This is a genomic window from Nocardia sp. CA-290969 (assembly GCF_050936135.1).
In the GTDB taxonomy this organism is placed as follows: Bacteria; Actinomycetota; Actinomycetes; order Mycobacteriales; family Mycobacteriaceae; genus Nocardia.
This window is the reverse complement of sequence record NZ_JBNJNJ010000001.1, coordinates 7,253,309-7,272,903: the sequence shown is the minus strand read 5'-3', so window position 1 is coordinate 7,272,903 and position 19,595 is coordinate 7,253,309. Positions and strand designations below refer to the sequence as shown.

At 68.1% G+C, this 19,595-nt stretch carries 22 protein-coding genes; 9 read left to right on the top strand and 13 right to left on the bottom strand.

Annotated features, from left to right (window positions below; genetic code table 11):
- Positions 1-4: 4 nt before the first annotated feature.
- From ACQEVO_RS33410 to ACQEVO_RS33390, 5 genes are all read right to left on the bottom strand, one after another.
- Complete coding sequence (locus ACQEVO_RS33410) at positions 5-2,056, bottom strand: CocE/NonD family hydrolase (protein ID WP_432920866.1); 2,052 nt, start codon at positions 2,054-2,056, stop codon at positions 5-7.
- A gap of 218 nt (positions 2,057-2,274) precedes the next feature.
- The gene (locus ACQEVO_RS33405) at positions 2,275-3,021 is read right to left on the bottom strand and encodes a phosphoglyceromutase (RefSeq protein ID WP_432923288.1); all 747 of its coding nucleotides are present in this window, start codon (positions 3,019-3,021) and stop codon (positions 2,275-2,277) included.
- A 153-nt stretch (positions 3,022-3,174) separates the two neighbouring features.
- Complete coding sequence (locus ACQEVO_RS33400) at positions 3,175-4,101, bottom strand: ROK family protein (protein WP_432923285.1); 927 nt, start codon at positions 4,099-4,101, stop codon at positions 3,175-3,177.
- Positions 4,102-4,260: 159 nt separating this feature from the next.
- Positions 4,261-5,058 (bottom strand): aminotransferase class IV family protein, encoded by a 798-nt coding sequence (locus ACQEVO_RS33395; protein WP_432920863.1) that lies wholly within the window; start codon positions 5,056-5,058, stop codon positions 4,261-4,263.
- Positions 5,058-5,933 carry an aldo/keto reductase gene (locus ACQEVO_RS33390; protein ID WP_432920860.1) on the bottom strand — a complete coding sequence of 292 codons (876 nt, stop codon included), beginning with the start codon at positions 5,931-5,933 and terminating at the stop codon, positions 5,058-5,060. The genes ACQEVO_RS33395 and ACQEVO_RS33390 overlap by 1 nt, the downstream gene beginning before the upstream one ends.
- Before the next feature lie 96 nt (positions 5,934-6,029).
- On the opposite strand from ACQEVO_RS33390, the gene ACQEVO_RS33385 reads away from it, so the two are divergent.
- Positions 6,030-6,389, top strand: coding sequence for a MerR family transcriptional regulator (locus tag ACQEVO_RS33385; protein ID WP_432920856.1), 360 nt, complete (start codon positions 6,030-6,032; stop codon positions 6,387-6,389).
- Between the two features lie 13 nt (positions 6,390-6,402).
- Here the strand turns inward: ACQEVO_RS33385 and ACQEVO_RS33380 are convergent, their stop codons facing one another.
- The 3 genes from ACQEVO_RS33380 to ACQEVO_RS33370 form a co-directional block, all read right to left on the bottom strand.
- Complete coding sequence (locus ACQEVO_RS33380; RefSeq protein ID WP_432920853.1) at positions 6,403-6,906, bottom strand: YbjN domain-containing protein; 504 nt, start codon at positions 6,904-6,906, stop codon at positions 6,403-6,405.
- Positions 6,903-8,243: a D-inositol-3-phosphate glycosyltransferase gene (mshA, locus tag ACQEVO_RS33375; protein ID WP_432920850.1), complete on the bottom strand. Its 1,341-nt coding sequence runs from the start codon at positions 8,241-8,243 to the stop codon at positions 6,903-6,905. Before mshA ends, ACQEVO_RS33380 begins: the two co-directional genes overlap by 4 nt.
- A 324-nt stretch (positions 8,244-8,567) precedes the next feature.
- On the bottom strand, positions 8,568-9,398 hold the full coding sequence (locus ACQEVO_RS33370) for an alpha/beta fold hydrolase (RefSeq protein WP_432920847.1): 831 nt from the start codon (positions 9,396-9,398) through the stop codon (positions 8,568-8,570).
- A gap of 85 nt (positions 9,399-9,483) precedes the next feature.
- Here ACQEVO_RS33370 and ACQEVO_RS33365 point away from each other — a divergent pair, with 85 nt between their 5' ends.
- Positions 9,484-10,218: an SDR family NAD(P)-dependent oxidoreductase gene (locus tag ACQEVO_RS33365; RefSeq protein ID WP_432920844.1), complete on the top strand. Its 735-nt coding sequence runs from the start codon at positions 9,484-9,486 to the stop codon at positions 10,216-10,218.
- 255 nt (positions 10,219-10,473) lie between these two features.
- Here the strand turns inward: ACQEVO_RS33365 and ACQEVO_RS33360 are convergent, their stop codons facing one another.
- Entirely contained in the window at positions 10,474-11,547 is a 1,074-nt protein-coding gene (locus ACQEVO_RS33360) for a UDP-N-acetylmuramate dehydrogenase (protein WP_432923280.1), read from the bottom strand.
- 57 nt (positions 11,548-11,604) lie between these two features.
- On the opposite strand from ACQEVO_RS33360, the gene ACQEVO_RS33355 reads away from it, so the two are divergent.
- The 4 genes from ACQEVO_RS33355 (at position 11,605) to ACQEVO_RS33340 (ending at position 14,297) form a co-directional block, all read left to right on the top strand.
- Complete coding sequence (locus ACQEVO_RS33355) at positions 11,605-12,090, top strand: DUF2505 domain-containing protein (protein ID WP_432920841.1); 486 nt, start codon at positions 11,605-11,607, stop codon at positions 12,088-12,090.
- A gap of 69 nt (positions 12,091-12,159) precedes the next feature.
- Positions 12,160-12,675, top strand: coding sequence for a DUF2505 domain-containing protein (locus tag ACQEVO_RS33350; RefSeq protein ID WP_432920838.1), 516 nt, complete (start codon positions 12,160-12,162; stop codon positions 12,673-12,675).
- Positions 12,645-13,442, top strand: a complete 798-nt coding sequence (locus ACQEVO_RS33345) for a class I SAM-dependent methyltransferase (protein ID WP_432920835.1) — start codon at positions 12,645-12,647, stop codon at positions 13,440-13,442. The genes ACQEVO_RS33350 and ACQEVO_RS33345 overlap by 31 nt, the downstream gene beginning before the upstream one ends.
- Positions 13,443-13,571: 129 nt before the next feature.
- Positions 13,572-14,297: an LmeA family phospholipid-binding protein gene (locus tag ACQEVO_RS33340; protein WP_432920832.1), complete on the top strand. Its 726-nt coding sequence runs from the start codon at positions 13,572-13,574 to the stop codon at positions 14,295-14,297.
- Between the two features lie 65 nt (positions 14,298-14,362).
- Here the strand turns inward: ACQEVO_RS33340 and deoC are convergent, their stop codons facing one another.
- On the bottom strand, positions 14,363-15,031 hold the full coding sequence (gene deoC, locus ACQEVO_RS33335) for a deoxyribose-phosphate aldolase (protein WP_432920829.1): 669 nt from the start codon (positions 15,029-15,031) through the stop codon (positions 14,363-14,365).
- Between the two features lie 104 nt (positions 15,032-15,135).
- On the opposite strand from deoC, the gene ACQEVO_RS33330 reads away from it, so the two are divergent.
- Positions 15,136-15,669 carry a GNAT family N-acetyltransferase gene (locus ACQEVO_RS33330; RefSeq protein WP_432920826.1) on the top strand — a complete coding sequence of 178 codons (534 nt, stop codon included), beginning with the start codon at positions 15,136-15,138 and terminating at the stop codon, positions 15,667-15,669.
- A 29-nt stretch (positions 15,670-15,698) separates the two neighbouring features.
- Here ACQEVO_RS33330 and ACQEVO_RS33325 read toward each other — a convergent pair whose 3' ends face one another.
- The gene (locus tag ACQEVO_RS33325; RefSeq protein WP_432920823.1) at positions 15,699-16,112 is read right to left on the bottom strand and encodes a winged helix-turn-helix transcriptional regulator; all 414 of its coding nucleotides are present in this window, start codon (positions 16,110-16,112) and stop codon (positions 15,699-15,701) included.
- A gap of 105 nt (positions 16,113-16,217) precedes the next feature.
- Here ACQEVO_RS33325 and ACQEVO_RS33320 point away from each other — a divergent pair, with 105 nt between their 5' ends.
- On the top strand, positions 16,218-17,054 hold the full coding sequence (locus ACQEVO_RS33320; RefSeq protein ID WP_432920820.1) for an enoyl-CoA hydratase/isomerase family protein: 837 nt from the start codon (positions 16,218-16,220) through the stop codon (positions 17,052-17,054).
- Between the two features lie 120 nt (positions 17,055-17,174).
- Positions 17,175-18,062, top strand: a complete 888-nt coding sequence (gene purU / locus ACQEVO_RS33315) for a formyltetrahydrofolate deformylase (protein WP_432920817.1) — start codon at positions 17,175-17,177, stop codon at positions 18,060-18,062.
- A 33-nt stretch (positions 18,063-18,095) separates the two neighbouring features.
- On the opposite strand, the gene ACQEVO_RS33310 is transcribed toward purU, so the two are convergent.
- A complete protein-coding gene (locus ACQEVO_RS33310) occupies positions 18,096-19,139 on the bottom strand; it encodes an alpha/beta fold hydrolase (RefSeq protein ID WP_432920814.1) in 1,044 nt (347 codons plus the stop codon).
- A 104-nt stretch (positions 19,140-19,243) separates the two neighbouring features.
- A complete protein-coding gene (locus ACQEVO_RS33305) occupies positions 19,244-19,540 on the bottom strand; it encodes a DUF2516 family protein (protein ID WP_280401374.1) in 297 nt (98 codons plus the stop codon).
- Positions 19,541-19,595: the final 55 nt, after the last annotated feature.

The following is a 19,595-nucleotide window of genomic DNA, read 5'->3' as shown; positions in this document are numbered from 1 at the left end:
GTGTTCACCAACCGGGGTTTCCGCGTACCGGAACGTTCACGAAACTCGGCCGGTTCGGGTCGAGCTGCACATGCTGCGGCTTGAATCCGGTGTCGAGGAGCATCGGCAGCGGCGGCACCCCCTTGGGCGGATTGCCGGCGTAGACATCGACCCGCAGCCGGTGCCCCGGCTCGAGCCGCGCCTCGATCGCGGGCACCGCGATATCGAGCGTGGTGACCTCACCGGGCACGGTGAGCCGCCGGTGCTCGATCGTGACGTAGGGCCGGGGATCGGTGTAGTCGCCGTTGGCCGACCGGCTGCTGCGCGATTCGTCGATCTCCCGCAGCGAGGCCATGAGCTGCCCGGAGGACAGCACCCGCGACTGCCCGTCGGGTGCCACATCGTTCACTGTCACCGACCAATACCCGTCGGCCGCGTCCTGCACGGTCTCCAGATGCACCGCGATCGGCCCGGAGATATCGACGGCCTCGGCGACCGGGGCACTGGTGAAGGTGAGCCCGTTCGACTCCTGGATCCGGGAATCCGCACCACAGGCGTTGACGATCGCGATAACCCCCGCGGTGGCCTGACCGGCATCGTTGGAACACAATCCGGTGAGTCCCGGCGCTACGGTCAGCCGAGCGGAGCTGTCGGCGACGGAGGTCAGCGACCCGTCGTGCACGCTGTGGCCGCCGGTCCCGCTGGGCGCCGCGGACAGATACATCCGCCGGTGCCCGGCCTGCTGGTTCGCCGGTGCGCTCTCCCCGAATCCGTCCCGGGTCACCCAGCCGCCGCCCTGCTGGCGCAGGGTCACCGGGCCGTATTGATCGATACCGTTGTCGATCCCCTTCAGCCATTTGTCGAACCAGGCGCGTTGCAGGACGTCCAGGCGCGGCGGCAGCCCCGGTTTACCGGATTCGCTACCCGAGTTGATGTGATACGTATCGCCCATGAGCAGCTGTTTCTGCCCCGGCACCAGCGGCATTTCGTTGTAGATCTGCGATTCGGAGTAGGTGAACAGATCGTGCCAGCCACCGGTCACGAAGGTCGGCACCTCGATCTGCGACGGGTCGCCCAGCCAGGCCTGCCGGTCGGGGCTGTCGCCGCGGATCATCTCCTGCAACCGCGGATCCAGATCCTCGACGCGCGGCGTGGTGTAGGCGTTGAGGAAGACGTCGAGATAGGTGAACGGCGAGGAGAGCCGGTCGTGCAGCCACACCGGATCGAAGGTGCCGTTGACCATGGATTCCACGTTCGGCATCCATTTGGTCGCGTTGATCAGCGTCATCCACAGCGGAATGAAGTTGAACCCGAAACCGCCGCCGGGCATGAGTACGTCCTGCGCGAGATCACTGCCCGGCACCACCGGGAACAGCGCCTTCAGCGCGGGCGGATGCTTTTCGGCGGCCTGCAGCTGGTTGATCCCCGAATACGACATCCCCGTCATCCCGACCTGCCCGTCGGCCCAGGGCTGCCGCGCGGCCCAGTCGATCACCTCGACGGTGTCGGCCTGTTCGCGCTGCCGCAACATATCCCAGACGCCCTGGGAGAACCCCGTACCCCGGACATCCACCACGACCTGGACATAGCCGCTCTTCACCAGCTGCCGGTCGACGGAGAAGTTGCGCATCGCACCGCCGCCCAGCGCCTTGGTGAGATCGGTGAGGCCGGACAACGGCGTACCCGTCATATCGATATCGCGGGCCAGCTGCATCATGGCGTCGGATATCCCCGGCACCGAATTCATATGGTCCATGAGATTGGTCGCCAGCTTGGTGTAGGGCGTCATATTCACCAAGACGGGCGTGCGCGTGTCGATCGGATGGGACGCGGCATCGGCGGGCCGGTACACGTTGGCCTTCAGCACGGTGCCGTCGCTCATGGTGATCGGCACATCCCAGGTGATGTGGATATTCGGGTACTGCTGCGGCCCGTCGTGGGTCGCCGCCCATTGCGCACCGGCCGCACCCCCGTCCGGCCCGGTGGCCACCGGTGCGGCTGCCGCCCCACCACCCAGCAGCGGAGCCAGCAGTAATGCGGCCGCCATCGCCACAGTGGCACGTAACACGATCTTCATTGGCCGTGATCCACCTCTCGAACTGGTCGGATGATCGAGAGCTTACACAGCGTTACCGGCCGGTAACGACAATTCCACGAGCAGATTTCGCCCGTTGCGCATTGCCCGGCCCCCACTACGTATTCCCGCACAAAGAGGAGCCGCCCCCAAGCCGCGGAGCGGCTCCAAAAATACAGCGCCGCAGCCCTTCCCGGACTGCGGCGCTCTCGACTGGTTCTTTACCGTCCGCCCTGGCTCGCAACTGCCGCAGCCCCGGCAGCGGCGGCCTCCGGATCCAGGTACTCCCGCGGACGCACCGGCCGCAGATCCTCGTCCAGTTCGTAGCGCAGCGGAATCCCGGTGGGAATGTTCAGCCCGGCGATATCGTCGTCGGAGATCTGATCAAGGTGTTTGACCAGCGCGCGCAGCGAATTACCGTGCGCGGCCACCAGCACCGTTTTCCCGGTCCGCAGTTCCCGCGAAATCGTCGATTCCCAGTACGGCACCATCCGGTTCACCACGTCGAGGAGGCATTCCGTGCGCGGTACCTCGATATCGGCGTACCGCGCGTCGCCGGATTGGCTGTACTCGTCGCCGAGGTCGATCTCCGGCGGCGGGGTGTCGTAGCTGCGCCGCCACAGCATGAATTGTTCTTCGCCGTATTCGTCGCGGATCTGTGCCTTGTTCTTGCCCTGTAGCGCGCCGTAGTGCCGCTCGTTGAGCCGCCAGTCCCGGACCACCGGGATCCAGTGCCGGTCGGCGGCGTCGAGCGCGATATTCGCCGTCGAGATCGCCCGCCGCAGCAGCGAGGTGTAGGCGATATCGGGCAGGATGCCGTGTTCGGCCAGCAGTTCACCGGCACGTTTACCCTCGGCGACGCCCTTGTCGGTGAGATGCACGTCCACCCAGCCGGTGAACAGGTTCAGGGCGTTCCATTCGCTCTCGCCGTGGCGCAGCAAAACGAGGGTGTAGGTCATACCGGTAATCCTGCCATGGTGAACAAATTGCGACGCCTCCGGCGTCGCGGGTTGTGGCCCGGACCGGACGAGGGCAAAACGATCTGGTGGGAACGGGCGGGGTCGCGGTGAGCGGCACCGGCCGGGGCCAGTAGCAGCAGTAACGTCCCAGGTCACGGCGGTTCAGAAGCCGACGGACTCGGTTCCCGTGGAGCCGAACGGATCTTTGCGAGCACGCGCCAGGACTCCCGCGCCGACCAAGGTGGCCCCCTCGTCGAGCCGGGACAGCTCGACCCGCAGCCCGCGGACGAAGTTCAGTCGCGCATGCCGGTCGACCGCCGCCAGCAGCGGCCGCCAGAGCGGTTCACCGGAGTGGGCGAACCCACCGCCGACCACCACGGTGTCGATATCGAGCAGCGCCGCGGCGGAACTGATCGCCTGGCCGAGCGCGGTGCCGGCGCGCGCCAGGGCCGCGGCGGCGATCGGGTCGCCGCCGCGGGCCGCCTGCGCCAGCTCGGCGCCGGTCTCCCCGGTCCAGCCCTGTTCCCGGGCCCAGCGCGCCGAGGACATTCCGCTCGCCACCGCTTCGACACAGCCCACACCACCACAGGCGCACGGCACATCCCAGCCCGGAACGACGATATGGCCGATATGTCCGGCGTTACCGGTGCGGCCCAGCGATACTCGCCCGTCCACGAGAAGGCCGCCACCGATACCCGAGGACACCGTCATCGCCAGCGCGTTGCGTACGCCGCGCAGGGCACCCGAATCCTGTTCCGCGAGCGCGAGACACCCGCCGTCGATCGCGAAGCGCACGGTCGCACCGGGGAAAAGGGCACTCACCGCGGCGACGATTCCGAAGCCGGAGCGCCACTCCGGGATATTGAGCGGGCCCGTGATCCCGGCCGGAACATCCACCGGTCCCGCCGATCCGATCCCCACCGCCGTCACCGTTTCACCGCCCGCGACGGCGAGCAACAGGTCCCGGCACACCTCCCAGACACCCGCGGCCGGCACCGGCGACCGCCGGACCGCGGTCACTCGACCCGCATCGTCGACCGATCCCGCGGCGAATTTGGTCGCCCCGATATCCAATGCCAGAACCGCCACCCGCACCTCCCGAATTCCGATCAGCCGATTGTCACCCACCTACGCCGGGCGATCGTGAAGGACAGTGGCTTCTCCGGTGAGCCGGGGTTCGCTCCGTCGAGAGACACCGGGGCCGATACCACCGACCCGGTCGATCCGAACCGACGATGGACCCGCGGCTCACGGCGCGACGAACGGCTCTTCCCGGTACGCACGATGCAGCAGTTGCGCGAACTCCTCCGAATCCGGAATGTCCACCGTCCCGATGCGCCGGATCGGCACCGCAGGCGTCCATGAATTCAGCACCACCGCACCGGACAGCCGGGGCAGATCGCCGGGAGTCACGGGGCCGGTACGCTGGGGAACGCCGAGTTCGGCCAGCCGACTACGCAGGATGCCCATGCTGGTGCCGATCAACATATCCGCCTCCGGCCACACCACCGTATTGCCCTCGCGGAACGCCAGATTCCAGATGGTCGCCTCACTGAAACGGCCACGCCTGTCCACGAAGGCGGCATCGTCGAAACCCGCCGCCACCGCCTGACGCATATAAAAGGTCTTGGCGACCTCGCCCACATGCTTGATCCCGGGCAGCGGCCGCTCGTAGTCGACCACCGTCAGCGCCAGCGGCCCTGCCGGTCCCGCGTTGGGCGGGCCGGTACGGACCAGCACATCGAGTTCGGTATCGCCCGGCGCGACGACGAACTCACCCGGCCGGCTGTAGACGGTGACCGTCAGGGAGACATCGGCCGGCCCGGCCGCCAAGGCCGTCCGCACATAGGCACGGATCCGGTCATCGGGCAGAGCGTGGCCGAACATCCGCACGGAAGCCTCGCGCAACCGGGTCAGATGCAGATCCAGGCCACGGATCCCGCCGCCACGGACCTGCGCGGCGGTGAAATGGGCGTAACCGGCGAAGGCCAGCGGCGCCAGGTCCGCGGCGGTGGCATCCCGGCCGTTGCGCTGTACGACGGTCATCACGACTCCTTTCCGGCGATCGCGTCGAGCGCCGCCATCTCCTCGGCCGAGAGCCGCAGCCCGGCCGCGGCCAGATTGTCCTTCAGATGTCCCGGATCGGTGGTTCCGGGTATCGCGAGCAGGTGATCGCCCCGGTGCAGCAACCACGACAGCGCCAGCTGCGTGAGCGAGGCGCCGTGCGCGGCAGCGATCTCGGCCGCCCGCGGATCGGTGGCAGCGGCACCCAGGGTGAGCGGGAAGTAAGCCACGAAGGCGATACCGGCGGCACGGGTGATTTCGACGATGTCGTCGTGGGTGCGATCGCCGATGCTGTAGTTGTTCTGCACCGCGCTGATCGGCACGAGTTCGCGCGCCGCGGCAAGCTCGGCGGCGTCGACACCGGAGATTCCGATCGCGCCCACCGAGCCCTGCCGCCGGGCCTCGTCGAGCGCCCCCAGCTGATCCGCCAGCGGCACCGACGGATCGATGCGATGCAGATAGAGCAGATCGATCCGATCGGTGCGCAATCGCCGCAGACTCAGTTCGAGCTGCTGGCGCAGGAATTCGGGGCGCCCCACCGGAACCCACTCGCCCGGCGCCGGCCGGGTGTTCCCGATCTTGGTCGCGATCATCACTTCGGAACGCACCGGGGCCAACGCCTCGGCCAGCAGTTCCTCGCCGGCGCCGAGGGCGTACGCGTCGGCGGTATCGAACAGGTCGACACCGGCCGCCACGGCGTCACGCAGGAAACCGATCAGTTCCGCGCGATCGGTGGGCGGATACCAGATCGGTGCGGTGGGCCCCGACCGCTGGTCGGGCCGATCCGCCATCCGCATGGTGCCCAAGCCGATACGGCGCACTCGAAGGTCGTCGTCGAAAGAGAAATCGGTTCGCATGGACTCCACCGTCCACATTCACACCATGTGAAGGTCAAGGGCCGGAATGAAATATCGGTGCCGCGGGTTCACCTGGTTCGGACGAGGAGGAGTGCCATGCGTATCGGCGAGCTCGCGGCGGCGACGGGCACCGGTCAGCGACTGCTGCGGTACTACGAGGAGCGGGGACTGCTCACCCCGGACAGGTCCGCGAACGGTTATCGCGACTACCCCGAAACGGCCGTACGCGATGTCGCGCGGATCCGGCGGCTGCTCGCGGCGGGCCTGCCGGTGCGGGTGATCAGCGAGGTGCTCGCCTGTGCGTGCGGTGGCGAGCAGGACGTGGAACCCTGCATGGAACCCACCTTGCGTACCGAACTCACCGCGCTCGACGGCAAACTCGACGACCTGCGCCACCGGCGAACGGAACTCCTCGACCTCATCGAGCGAGTGGCGCCACCGAGCCCGGCACGATGATCTGCGGCGAACCTCAGTTGGTTTCGGAGTTGTCCACCAAATGCTCGAAGGCGCGCAGGTTCTTCAGTGATTCGCCCCGCGAGACCCGCCACTTCCATTCCCGGCGAATGGATTCGGCGAAGCCGAGTTCGAGCAGGGTGTTGAAATCGCCGTCGACCGCTTCCAGGATCTGGCCGAAGATCCGGTCGAGTTCGTCGGCCGTCACCGAATGGGTGGCGGCCCGGCCGACCAGATAGATATCACCCAGTTTGTCGAGTGTGTAGGCCACGCCGTAGAGCCGGCGGTTACGGCGCAGCAGGTACTTGTAGACACCCTCGAAGTTCTCGTCGGGTTTGCGGCAGACGAACGATTCGAAGCGCACCCCGTGCCCGCCCACGGTGAGCATCACATTGGTTTTCAGTTTCCGCTCACCGGGCAGGACCGCGACGAACACGTCGGCGCTCGGATGGGTGTATTCGATCTCGCGGTCGCGCAGCGTTTCCTCGACGATCCGCGCGGTATCCGGCGCCTCGCTCATCGCAGCACTCCCGTCCGGCGCCGCCACAGCGCCCGCGATCTGGCCTGGTTCTCGCCGAGGATAGCGGGACCGCGACCGTGACCGGCCAACGCGGCGGTATAGCTGTCGAGCAGTTTCTCCGCCGTATGCGCCCAGGAGAAGCCCGCCGCATGCGCCACCGCGTGCGCACCCATCGCCGCCAGCCGGGCCGGATCGTCCAGCAGGTATTCCAGGGCACCGGCCCAATCCGGCGTGCGGTGCCCGGAAACCAGCAGCCCACTGTGTTCGTGCCGGACCGCGGTGCCCAGCCCGCCGACCGCTGCCGCGAGGACCGGGGTACCACTGGCCTGCGCCTCCAGCGCGACCAACCCGAACGATTCGTTGTAGCTCGGCACGGCCACCAGGTCCGCGGCCCGATAGACCTGAGCCAGCCGGCCGGGCGGCTGCGGCGGCAAGAAAGTGACGTGCTCGGAGATACCGAGCTGGGCGGCCAGTTCGATGAGCGCATCCGGACGTTCCAGACCGGTACCCGACGGCCCGCCGACGATCACGGCCCGCAACCGGCGGCCGGGCCGGCGACGCAGCGCTTCGGCCACCGCGCGCACCAGCACATCCGGCGCCTTCAACGGCTGGATCCGGCCGACGAACGCCACGATCTCCTCGCCCGCCGCCAATCCGAGTTCGGCCCGCGCGGCCGCCTTGTCACCAGGGCGGTAACAGGTCAGATCCGCGCCCGGCGGCACGATATCGATCCGTTCGGGCAGCGCCCCGTACAGGTCGACGAGCTGACGGGCCTCCCGCGCGGTGTTCGCGGTGAGCCGATCGGCCTCGGCGATCACCTGTTTCTCCCCGATCTCGCGGGTCAGCGGCTCGGGTGAATCGCCCTCGGCCAATGCGGCGTTCTTCACCGCCGCCAACGTGTGCGCGGTATGCACCAGGGGTACCCGCCAGCGATCCCGTGCCAGCCAGCCGACCTGACCGGACAGCCAATAATGCGAGTGCACCAGGTCGTAGTGGCCGGGCACCTGCCGGGCCTCCTGCCGCAGCACCTCGGCGGTGAACGGGCACAGCTGGGTCGGCAGATCGTGTTTGTCCAGGCCCTCGAACGGACCGGCCACCACATTGCGCACCAGTACACCGGGCGCGGCTTCCTGCACTGGCGGCAGATTCGAGGAAGTGGCCCGAGTGAAGATCTCCACCTCGGTCCCCCGCCGGGCCAGCTGTTCGGCGGTCTGCAGGACGTAGACGTTCATCCCGCCCGCATCCCCGGTACCCGGCTGGGCCAGTGGTGAGGTGTGCACCGTCAGTACGGCGATACGGTTCGGCCGTCGGTCCGGGCGTTCACTCACGATGTCCATATTGCACGGTGCAACGCCCCGGTCCGGACACTCCTTCCCTCGAGGTGAAAGTGATCACAGTGTCTTCGGCGCCGCCTCCGGCGGCGCGGGGTTCGGGGCCCCCTTTGTCTCGTTCTTCACTCCTCCGCTCCTCCGCTTCGCTCCCCCGCTCCGTCGCTCCAGAACGAGACGGGCCCCGAACCACGGAGGTGGGCTATATGCGGGTGCTTGATATGGGAGAGCTGCCCTGTGGTCGGCGTCGGTCATATCGGGCTCGCCGGCCGATACTGGGTTTCGCCTCGCTGCATGAGTCGCAACGACTGATGCAATGCGGGCTGTCGCAGATCAGGGGCGTGGGGTGCAGGTTCGGGTGAACTCGCGGACTTCGGTGACGAAGCGGTCGGGGTCTTCGATGAAGAGGCCGTGCTGGGCGTCTTCCCAGATGGAGGCGCGGCCCAGTGGGGCGGTGTCGGCGATGTAGCGGCCGTCGGCGGCGGGGACCACCGGGTCTGCCGATCCGTGCAGGACCAGCACCGGTACGTCGAGTCCGCGCAGGGTTTCGGTGTTGTCCACCGAGCGGTAGAACAGGGCTTTGCGCACGAAAGGTGGGGTCGCCAGGCTCGCGCCGAACAGCCGCTGGGCGTCGGCACCCTTGTCCCGGCCGGGTCCGGTGTTGGCGTTGCCGAAGGCGGAGAACCCGCGCACGGCCCGGCCGGGGCTTTCCTCGAACACGCTGGGGATCGCCTGTTGCATCGCTTCGCCCACCTCGGCGCCCGGGACATCCCGGCCGATATTGGCCATGGCGCCGGTGAAAACGACCCCGGCGAGCGCGCCGGTGCCGTGTTCGGCGAGATAGTCGCTGATCACGATCCCGCCGTAGGACCACCCCAGCAGGAACGCGCCCGATTCGATCGATTCGGCGGCCAGTACGGCGGCGATATCGCCGGCCCAGTTCTTCGGCTCGTCGTAACCCGCGGCCGGCGCCCCCGAATATCCGTGCCCGCGCAGATCCACGGCGATCACCCGGAAGTCCGCGGCGAACTCGTCGAACACCCGGCCCCAGCAGCGCAGATCGGCCGACCAGCCGTGCACGAGTACCAGCGGCGGCGCGGCCGCGGCGCCCGCCGTCCGGTAGACGATGCTGGTTCCGTCGATACTGCGAACTTCCTTGATCATGGGTACATAGTGCGCTCTATCCCGCGCGGCCGCTCCGGCGCCACGGGGTCGGGGCCGGCCCGCGGCCACGCTTAGGATCGGGTCCATGAGTACTCGTACCGCTGTTGTGACCGGCGCCAGCTCGGGGATCGGGGAAGCCACCGCCCGGGAACTCGCGAAACAGGGCTACCACGTGTACGTGGGTGCCCGGCGGGTGGAGCGGTTGCGGCAGCTGGCGGACGAGATCGGCGGTACCGCCCTACCGCTGGATGTCACGTCCGACGAATCGGTGCGGGCGTTCGCAGAGGCCGTCGAGAGCGCCAACGTGCTGGTCAACAACGCAGGTGGCGCCAAGGGCCTGGCCACGGTCGCCGACGCCGACCTCGACGACTGGCGCTGGATGTGGGAAACCAACGTGCTGGGCACCCTGCGGATGACCAAGGCGCTGCTCCCGAAACTCATCGCCTCCGGCGACGGCCTGATCGTCACCATCACCTCGGTCGCCGCGTTCCACGCCTACGACAACGGATCCGGTTACACCTCCGCCAAGCATGCGCAGGCCGTCCTGCACCGCACCCTGCGCGGGGAACTGCTCGGGCAACCGGTCCGGCTCACCGAGATCGCCCCGGGCGCGGTCGAAACGGAGTTCTCGCTGGTCCGCTTCGACGGCGACGCCGATCGCGCCGCCAAGGTCTACGAGGGTATCGACCCCTTGGTCGCCCAGGACATCGCCGAAATCGTCGCCTTCGCCGCGAGTCGCCCACCGCATGTGAACCTCGACCAGATCATCGTCAAACCCCGCGACCAGGCCGACCCGGGCCGCTTCGCCCGTCGCACGTAGCCACGCAGTTCACTACGGCGCCGGTCTCGGCCACTCCCGCCGATCACGGCGGCGGATATACCTGCGGGTCCCGGCCGGCCGCGACGCACCTGGTCCCCGCATATCGACGCCGCATGACCGGCCCCGCTCCCGGCGCCGCCAGGCGATCCGGGACGCTGCTCGGATCGGCGACAGGCGGCGGCCACGCCACCCGATTACGCGGCTGCGGGCAAGTTCGTCCCTTCTCCTACACGCGGTCCTCGGCCGGTCAGGGCGTCAGATCTGTACGCCGACGGTTACCGGCTCCGGTGTCAGCATGATCCCGAAGCGGTCGGCCACGCCGTCGCGCACTCTGCGCGCCAGCTCGGCGATATCGGCAGCCGTCGCGGCGCCCCGGTTGGTGAGAGCCAGAGTGTGCTTGGTGGACAGCCGCGCGGGCGCGTCCGGACCCGGGAAGCCTTTGGCGAAACCGGCGCGTTCGATCAACCAGCCGGCGGAGAACTTCACCCCGTCGTCGGCGGGGAATTCCGGCACGGCCACTTCTCCGAGCTGCGCGCGGATCGCGGCGCGCACCCGGTCCACCCGGTCGTGGGCGACGACAGGGTTGGTGAAGAACGACCCGGCGCTCCACGTGTCGTGGTCGGCCGGATCGAGCACCATGCCCTTTCCCGCACGCAGGGCGAGGACGGTCTCGCGGACGGCGGGCGCCGGGCGGGATTCGCCTTCGGCGGCGCCCAGCCGCTGGGCGAGTTCGCGATACCGCAGCGGGGCACTCGCACCGGTGGGCTCGAGCGCGAATTCCACCGCCAGCACCACGGCATCGGACCGGTGTTTGAGCCGGCTCGTCCGGTAACCGAAGCCGAGATCATCGGGGGCGACCCAGTGCGTCTCCCCGGTCGCCCGGTCCAGGAGCCGCACCCGGCGCAGCAGATCGGCGACCTCCACGCCGTAGGCACCCACGTTCTGTACCGGTGTCGCACCCGCCGAACCGGGGATACCGGAGAGGCATTCCAGCCCGCCGAAACCGGCCCGCACGGTTTTCGCGACCACCGCGTCCCAGTTCGCCCCGGCTTCCGCGAGCACCGAATCGGGCCCCAACTCGACCCCCTCGGTGGCGATCCGGACCACCACCCCGGGCATATCGTCGTCGGAAATCAGCAGGTTGGACCCCCCGGCGAGCAGTAGCACCGGTACGGCGGCGGCATCCAGTGCGCGCACGGCCGCGACCAAGGCCTCCGTGGTGGCGCATTCGGCCACCGTGGCCCGGCCGCCGACCCGTAGCGTGGTCAGCCCGGCCAGCGGTACCGCCGACCGCACCTGCGCACCCGTACCGGCCAGTAGCTGCCGCAGTTCGTCCGCGGGGACAACCCGAGAAGTTCGCACGACCAGACGGTAGCGTGTTCGCTCATGGCTACAGCGCTGGCGTACACGGCTCGCTACACGCATCCCGTCGCCGCGGTGCGCGAGGCGTTCCGCACCGAGAAGTACTGGCAGGACCGTATCGCCGCCGTGGGCGGGCCCGATGCCCGTTTCGTCTCGCTGACCGTGGACGGCGAACAGGTCCGCGTCGAGGTCGTACAGTCCATCCCGGCCGATCTGCTGCCGCCCGCCATCACCGCTGTCCGTCCCGGCGACCTGATCATCCCGCGTACCGAACTCTGGTCCGGCACCACCGGCAGTTTCGAAGCCCGGGTCGAGGGCGCCCCCGCGGAGGTGCGCGGCACCATCCTCGCCACCGACGAACCCACCGGCGCGGTCGCCGAGATCTCCGGGTCGATCGAGGTGAAGGTGCCGTTGTTCGGCCGCAAGATCGAGGAGGCGATCGGCGAACGGCTCACCGAACTGCTCGCCGAGGAGACCGAGTTCACCAACGACTGGATCGCCGGACAGTAGAAGTGGTCCGGCACACCGGGGCGCGGCCTCCGGGCCGCCGGTACGCAACCGGACGGTAACCTACCGCGCATGGCTCGCCGACTCGACTATTCCGCCCGCTACCCGCTGCACACCACCAAAGAGGTGTACGCGGCGCTGACGAACCGGGACTACTGGGAAGCCCGGATGGTCGAAATGCGGAAGTACTCGCCCAACGAGGTCATCTCGCTCGAGGTGAGCGAGGACGGGATCGACGTGGTCCTGCACCATATCCTCCCCCGCGAGATGCTGCCCGAGATCGCGCAGTCGGTGATGCGCAAGGATATGGTCATCACCCGCAAGGAGAGTTTCGGGCCGTTCGGCCCGGAGATCGAGGGCAAATACTCCGCCTCGATCCCGGCGGGCCCGGGCAGCCTGACGGGCACCACCCGGCTGTTCCCCACCGATACCGGCTGCACCATGCGGATGTCCTCGGAGGCCAAGGTGTTCATCCCGATGGTCGGGCCGCGACTCGAACAGCTCATGCTGGTGAATCTGGTCGACCTGTTCCGCGCCGAGGCCGAAGTGACCCAGCAGTGGCTGGACGACCAAAAACCCAGCAGCTGACCGTCCCCCTCGGCACCGTCACCCGGGGTACCACGGGAACCAACCGGCTGCGCCGCAGTGACCGCCGGCTCGTCCACGATCCGCGGGTCGCCGCGATCCTGCGTCGCGCCGCCGACCCGCTCGTGGTCGATCTCGGGTACGGCGCGCAGCCGTGGACGACACTGGAATTGGCGGCGCGGCTGCGGACCGTTCGCCCCGATATCCGGGTCGTGGGGCTGGAAATCGACCCCGCTCGTGTCGTCCCCGCACGTGACGGTGTGCGCTTCGCCCGCGGCGGCTTCGAATTGGCCGGTCTGCGGCCGAACCTGGTGCGCGCGTTCAACGTGCTGCGCCAGTATCCGGAATCGGAAGTCGCGCACGCGTGGGCGACGATCCTGGACGGGCTGGCACCGGGCGGCCTGCTGATCGAGGGCACCTGCGACGAACTGGGCCGGCGCTGCGCCTGGGTGGTGCTGGACCGGACCGGGCCGCGGACCCTGACCCTGGCCTGGGATCCACTCACCGTGGAACGCCCCTCCGACCTGGCCGAACGCCTGCCCAAAGCGCTCATCCACCACAATATCCCCGGCGAACGAATCCACACTCTCTTGTCGGCGGCCGACCGGGCATGGGCGCATGCCGCACCGCTGGCGGTGTTCGGGCCGCGGGTGCGCTGGCGCGCCGCGGCACAGGACATGCGCGAACAGGGCTGGCCGGTGCACGATCCGCGCCGCCGGTTGCGCGATAACGTCCTGACCGTCCCCTGGACCGCCGTCACCCCTTCCTGACCTGCGTAAATACCGTGTGTCCCATCTCACACGGACAACCCGGTGACCCCCGCTGACATCGCCACGTTCATCGACTGCCCATACCAGGGCCTCATAGCCGGCACAGAATCATGCGGAACAATCGCTCACATGCCCACCAAAACCCTGTCGGTACCGAAGGTCAGTCGCCGGACCGCCGTGATCGCGGTGATCACCGCCGTCGTGCTGGTGGCCGCCGCGCTGATCGGCGGTGAAGCCTATGCGCGGCACCGCATCGCGAGCTGTATCAGCAGCCAGTTCGAAAAGGAGATGGGCTCGAAGATCAATGTCGGCTTCGGCGCCAAACCACTGCTCGTCACCATGGTGGACGGAAAGGTTTCGCGGATGGACGTCGACAGCGAAGGTGCCGAATTCGGCCCCGCGGTCGATATGCAGGTGCACGCCCGATTCCACGATATCGAGATGCCCGAGGGCAGTAGCAGCGGCAGCACGATCGGCAGTTCCAGCGCCGATGTGAGCTGGAGCAACGAGGGAATGGCCCAGACGCTGCAGGGCCTCGTCAGCGAAGTGCGGTCGGACCCGGCCACCGGTCAGCTCACCATGCAGGTGCTGGGCGGTCTGGGCGAGCTCCGGCTCACTCCGGAAATCGTGGACGGGAAGGTCCAGATGCAGGTCGGGCAGGCGCAATTCCTCGGTATCGGGGTCCCCGACGATCTCGCCGAGGGTGTGGTGAACCTGATGACGGAGAGCATGCAGGTCTATCCGCTCGGCCTGCAGCCAACCGAACTCCGAGTCACCGACCACGGCGTGGAGATAGATCTTCAAGGCGGCCGGGCGGAGCTACCCCCGCCCCCGGAAGGCAGCTCGTCCTGCTGATTCTATTTGCGCCGCCTTCGGCGGCGCGGGATGTTGACCATGTGACGGCGGATGTCGCCGGAACTCTACTGGGGGAAGCCGGCGAGTACTGCTCGGCTGCGGGAGAGTCCCAAGCGGGTGGCGCCCGCGGCGATCAGTTCGGTGGCGGCCTCGGCGGTGCGGATTCCGCCGCTGGCCTTGACTCCCAGGCGTCCGCCGACGGTTTCGGCCATCAGGCGCACGGCGTGCGGGTCGGCGCCGCCGGCGGGGTGGAATCCGGTGGAGGTTTTCACGAAATCGGCGCCTGCCTGTTCGGCCGCCCGGCATACCGCCACGATCGCTTCGTCGGAGAGCGCGGCGGATTCGATGATCACCTTGAGCACCGCGCGCTGATCGATCGCCTCACGGACCACGATGATATCGGCGAGCACCGCGGCGTAATCGCCCGCGACCGCGGCCCCGATATCGATGACCATATCGACCTCGGCCGCCCCCTGATCCACCGCGAGCCGGGCCTCGGCACCCTTCACCAGCGAATGGTGTTTGCCGGACGGGAAACCCGCGACGGTGGCGACCACCACCCCCGGCGCGCGCACCGGCAGCATCGCCGGCGAAACACAGATCGCGTAGACGCCGAGCTCCCGGGCCTCGGCCACCAGGGCGGTAACATCCGCGCTGGTCGCTTCCGGCGCGAGGAGGGTGTGGTCGATCATATCGGCCACCTCGGACCTGGTCAGCGCTACGGAATCGGCCATGGCACGAAAGTCTGGCATACCCGGCCCGAATTCCGTTGCGGGCCTCCGGTTCGTCGGGAACACTCGCAGCCGAGCTCGCCATCGGCACCGAAGAGAGGACGACGTTGCTGATCCGCCGCGAACGGTCCGTCGATACCGGCGCCGTGGCCGCCGTGCACCGCAGCGCGTTCGCCGCCCACTACGCGGCGGCCGGGGGCGGTACCGCGCCGGAGCCGCCGGAAGTCGCGCTGATGGAGGCGCTGCGCAGCGATTCCGGCTTCATCCCGACCCTGTCCATGGTCGCCGTCGCCGACGAGACCGTGGTCGGGCACGTCTGCGTCACCCGCGCCACCGTGGGCCCGTTCCCGGTGCTCGCGCTCGGTCCGATCGGGGTACTGGCCGACCGGCAGCACCGCGGTATCGGATCGGCGCTGATGCATGCCGTGATCGGCGCCGCCGACGCCCTCGACGAACCCCTCATCGGCCTGCTCGGCAGTCTCGACTACTACCCCCGGTTCGGCTTCCAGCCCGCCGAACGCCTCGGTATCGCACCGGATCAGCCCGACTGGACCACCCATTTCCAGGTCCGTCCCCTCACCGCCTACGACTCCCAGATCCTCGGCGAATTCCGCTATCCGACGCCGTTCTACACCCTCTGATCTCGAGAATCATGGGTGTAGCCCCGGCCTTACGGCCGGCCTTCGGCGTCGGGGGCGGTGCTGCGGCAGTCGTAGCGTGTCTGGGCCGCTTCGATGTCGCGGGCATGCGCGACTGTCCAGTCGTACAGCTGTCCGAACGGCTCCCGGAGCGACTTGCCGAGCGGTGTCAGTGAGTACTCGACGCCGACCGGAGAGGTCGGCAGGACGCGGCGCTCGATCATGCCGTTGCGTTCGAGTCTGCGCAGTGTCTGGGTGAGTACCCGCTGTGTCACGCCCTCGAGGCGGCGCTTCAGTTCGTTGAACCGGGTCGGATTCTCGAGCACCGACATGACCATCATCGACCACTTGTCCGCGATCTGATCCAGAATCGGGCGGCTCGGGCAATCGGCCGCGAAAACGATCTTCTCTGCTGCGTGGCCGGTGTACGACGCAGTGTCCTCCATGTGCCCTGGTACCTCCGAAGTGCGTTCTTGATCAATTCCCTCGCGGGCCGGACAGTAGGTATTCAACGCAAACCTACATGCCTAGGGCATACGAACGGAGAAGTGATGAGCACCGGCTCTTTCTCGACCCTGCACGTCACCACGAGCGGCGGCGTGGCCGAGATCGTCCTGGACAACCCACCCGTGAACGTCATCAGTGCCGTCATGATGCGCGAGCTCACCGACGCGCTCGGGGAGCTCGCCGCGGACTCGTCGGTGCGGGTCGTGGTGTTCTCCTCGGCGAACCCCGATTTCTTCCTCGCGCACGTCGATATGCACATCCTCGATCAGAAACAGGTCCTCGACGAGCTCATCGCGGCCGCCGCACCGAGGGGGATCAATGCGTTCCAGGCCGTCGGCGAGCTGCTGCGGAACCACCCGCAGGTCACCATCGTCAAGCTCGCCGGGAAGGCACGCGGCGGTGGTGCCGAGTTCGTCGCGGCCGCGGATATGAGCTTCGCGGCTCGCGAAAGCGCCGGTATCGGCCAGATCGAGTCTCTTATGGGCATCATTCCCAGCGGCGGTGGCACCCAGTACCTCCGCGAGCGTGTCGGACGCAACCGCGCCCTGGAGGCTGTCCTGACCGGAGACCTGTTCGATGCGGACACCGCGGCGGCCTACGGTTGGATCAACCGCGCCGTGCCCGCCGCTGAGCTGGACGCCTTCGTCGACCGTATTGCGCGAAATATCGCCGACCTTCCGGCAGGAGTTGTCGAGGCGGTCAAATCCGTACTTCCACCCGCGGACCTGAGCACCGGCTACGCCGAGGAAGAGAACGCGTGGTCTGCCCTCATCGCCGGCCCGGATGCCGTACGTCTCATGGACGGAGCCATGCGACACGGAGCTCAGACCCCCGAGGGCGAGACCCACCTCGAGGCACTCATGCGTTCGGCTGCCCGTTAGCCGAAGCGTCGGGCGGTCGAGGGCGGCCTCGACCCGCTCGAGTACTGACAGCAGGGACCGAGGGGGGCCGAACCCGCGCCGACGGAGTCGGCGCAATAACTCACAGACTAGATTGACCTCATGGTTTATGCCCTGTCCGCTGATGATCGCCGGTATGTGCTCACCCTCGGTTGCCGTGACCGGCCGGGCATCATCGCGGCGATCACCTCGTTCATCGCCGGGTTCGGGGGTTCCATCCTGGAGGCGGGCTACCACTCCGATCTGGAAACCGGCTGGTTCTTCACCCGGCAGTCGATCAAGGCCTCGACCGTGCCGTTCGGGGTCGAGGAACTGCGGACCCGGTTCCAGCGGATCGCGGCCGAACTCGGCCCCGATACCGAATGGCAAGTGCACGATTCCGGGATCCGCCGGCGGGCGGTGGTCCTGGTCAGCAAGGAAGGCCACTGCCTGCACGATCTGCTCGGGCGGGCCACCTCGGGCGAGTTGCCGGCCACCATCGAGGCGGTGATCGGGAACCATCTGGATCTGGCCCCGATGACCGAGGCGCACGGGATCCCGTTCCACCATGTGCCGTTCCCCAAGGACCCGGCCGAACGCGGAACCGCTTTCGAACGGGTGCGCGAACTGGTGGACAAGCACGAACCGGACGCGGTGGTACTTGCCCGTTTCATGCAGGTGCTACCACAGCAACTGTGCGCGCATTGGGCGGGGCGGGCGATCAATATCCACCACAGCTTCCTGCCTTCGTTCGTCGGCGCGCGCCCGTACCATCAGGCATTCGCGCGGGGCGTCAAACTCATCGGCGCCACCTGCCACTATGTGACGGCGGAACTGGACGCAGGCCCGATCATCGAACAGGACGTGATCCGGGTCGATCACGCCGACGAGGTGAGCGATATGGTCCGCCAGGGCCGCGATATCGAACGGGTCGTACTGGCCCGGGGGTTGCGCTGGCATCTGGAGAGCCGGGTGCTGGTGCACGGGCAGCGCACCGTCGTGTTCTCCTGAATCGCAGTCGCGAGGTCCGCGACGAACCGGCGATCAGCTCACGGCTTCGGCCGGTGCGCGGACCGACACGAGCACTCCGCCGAGGATCTCGTTGAAGCGGTCGATCTCCTCGACACTGCCGAGATGCCCGGTGGGCAGTAGGAAGAACCCGGCCAGATTGCCCGATTCCCCCAGCCATTCCGCGATCTGCTCGGCGTGCACGGCGGGGGTCATATCGTCGGCGGTGCCCGCGACGACGGTGGTCGGGACCATCAGTTGCCGCGCGGCATCGCCGAGATCCATCTCGGCGAGCAACCGCCCGAACTCCGAACGCACCCAGGAGCGGCAGGACCGCACGATATTCAACGCGAACTCGACAGTTTCCGGATCGGCGGCCGGGCTCATGATCTGCCGCGCGAAGATCCGCCGCACCGGCGCCACCGGCGGGAAGACGATCTTGGCGCTCAATCCGCCGCGGCCGAGCCACATCGGCAGCGGTACCCCCCGGTTCAGCAGCGGCAGCGGCCGGTTGAAAAACGGCACCACCGTGGTCTCGGCGACGAGCGAATGGGGGCCGGTGTTGGCCAGCAGCACCGCGTCGGCCTGGTCCAGCACTCGCTGCGGGTATTTTCCGGCCCAGGCCTGCAGTGTCATCGCGCCGAGGCTGTGGCCGACGAGGACCGCCCGCTGTCCGGGCCGCAGCGCCGCGTCCAGGACCGCGCACAGATCGTCGGCCAGCAGATGGCAATCGAGCTGATCGGGATGGCCGAATTCGCTTTCACCGTGCCCGCGCAGGTCGAAGGCGATCACGCGGTACTCCCCGGCGAAGGCGTTGATCTGCGGGGTCCAGTATTCGAGGCAGCAGGTCCAGCCGTGGATCAGCACTACGGGCGGCGCATCCGCCGGCCCGTAGGCGTGGACCCGGAGCCGGGCGCCGTCCGCTGCGCGCGCATCGATGACCTGGTGCTCCGCGCTCGGCGGGTTGAGTGCCGGATTCCGGTATCCGCCGCGGGTGCGCAGGCCGGCCCGATGCACCTCGAACAGCCCATCGAGTTGATGGGCCAGGGCAGCCAGGATCTTCGGCATCGTCGCACGCATCGGCACACTCCTTTGTGTTACTGATTGACACAGTAATACGTGGAGCGTGCGCGTGCCAGCCACCTACCGGCGGGCGGGTCCGCGGCGGCCCGCCATGACCTCGTCTACCAGCGCGGACCGCGCTGCACCTCGTCCACCTTGGGGCGCACATCGGCCAGGTAGATGCCGGTGGCGATGATCGCGATGAACGCCAGGAGACCCAATCCGGGGAAACTCAGCAGCATCAGCAGCGCCGCCGCGCCGAGAATGCCCAGCCAGATCGGCTTCGTCAGTTTGTCGACCGCGGTGAACGCATCGGAGCGCTGGCGCACGGCGTGCACCAGCGCGAAAACGGTCGCACCGGCCGCCAGAAGCCAGAGCGCGGCCATGATCCATCCGGTCAAGCCATACACCTGCTGCACGCCACCATGATAGAAGCAGCGCCCCCGCGCACCACAGGTGCACGGGGGCGCGAGC

Coding starts and splice junctions, on each gene's coding strand:
- ACQEVO_RS33410 (WP_432920866.1), bottom strand. CDS start 2,056: ATGAAGATCGTGTTACGTGCCACTGTGGCGATGGCGGCCGCATTACTG.
- ACQEVO_RS33395 (WP_432920863.1), bottom strand. CDS start 5,058: ATGACCGTCGTACAGCGCAACGGCCGGGATGCCACCGCCGCGGACCTG.
- ACQEVO_RS33390 (WP_432920860.1), bottom strand. CDS start 5,933: ATGCGAACCGATTTCTCTTTCGACGACGACCTTCGAGTGCGCCGTATC.
- ACQEVO_RS33385 (WP_432920856.1), top strand. CDS start 6,030: ATGCGTATCGGCGAGCTCGCGGCGGCGACGGGCACCGGTCAGCGACTG.
- ACQEVO_RS33380 (WP_432920853.1), bottom strand. CDS start 6,906: ATGAGCGAGGCGCCGGATACCGCGCGGATCGTCGAGGAAACGCTGCGC.
- mshA (WP_432920850.1), bottom strand. CDS start 8,243: ATGGACATCGTGAGTGAACGCCCGGACCGACGGCCGAACCGTATCGCC.
- ACQEVO_RS33370 (WP_432920847.1), bottom strand. CDS start 9,398: ATGATCAAGGAAGTTCGCAGTATCGACGGAACCAGCATCGTCTACCGG.
- ACQEVO_RS33365 (WP_432920844.1), top strand. CDS start 9,484: ATGAGTACTCGTACCGCTGTTGTGACCGGCGCCAGCTCGGGGATCGGG.
- ACQEVO_RS33355 (WP_432920841.1), top strand. CDS start 11,605: ATGGCTACAGCGCTGGCGTACACGGCTCGCTACACGCATCCCGTCGCC.
- ACQEVO_RS33350 (WP_432920838.1), top strand. CDS start 12,160: ATGGCTCGCCGACTCGACTATTCCGCCCGCTACCCGCTGCACACCACC.
- ACQEVO_RS33340 (WP_432920832.1), top strand. CDS start 13,572: ATGCCCACCAAAACCCTGTCGGTACCGAAGGTCAGTCGCCGGACCGCC.
- deoC (WP_432920829.1), bottom strand. CDS start 15,031: ATGGCCGATTCCGTAGCGCTGACCAGGTCCGAGGTGGCCGATATGATC.
- ACQEVO_RS33325 (WP_432920823.1), bottom strand. CDS start 16,112: ATGGAGGACACTGCGTCGTACACCGGCCACGCAGCAGAGAAGATCGTT.
- ACQEVO_RS33320 (WP_432920820.1), top strand. CDS start 16,218: ATGAGCACCGGCTCTTTCTCGACCCTGCACGTCACCACGAGCGGCGGC.
- purU (WP_432920817.1), top strand. CDS start 17,175: ATGGTTTATGCCCTGTCCGCTGATGATCGCCGGTATGTGCTCACCCTC.
- ACQEVO_RS33310 (WP_432920814.1), bottom strand. CDS start 19,139: ATGCGTGCGACGATGCCGAAGATCCTGGCTGCCCTGGCCCATCAACTC.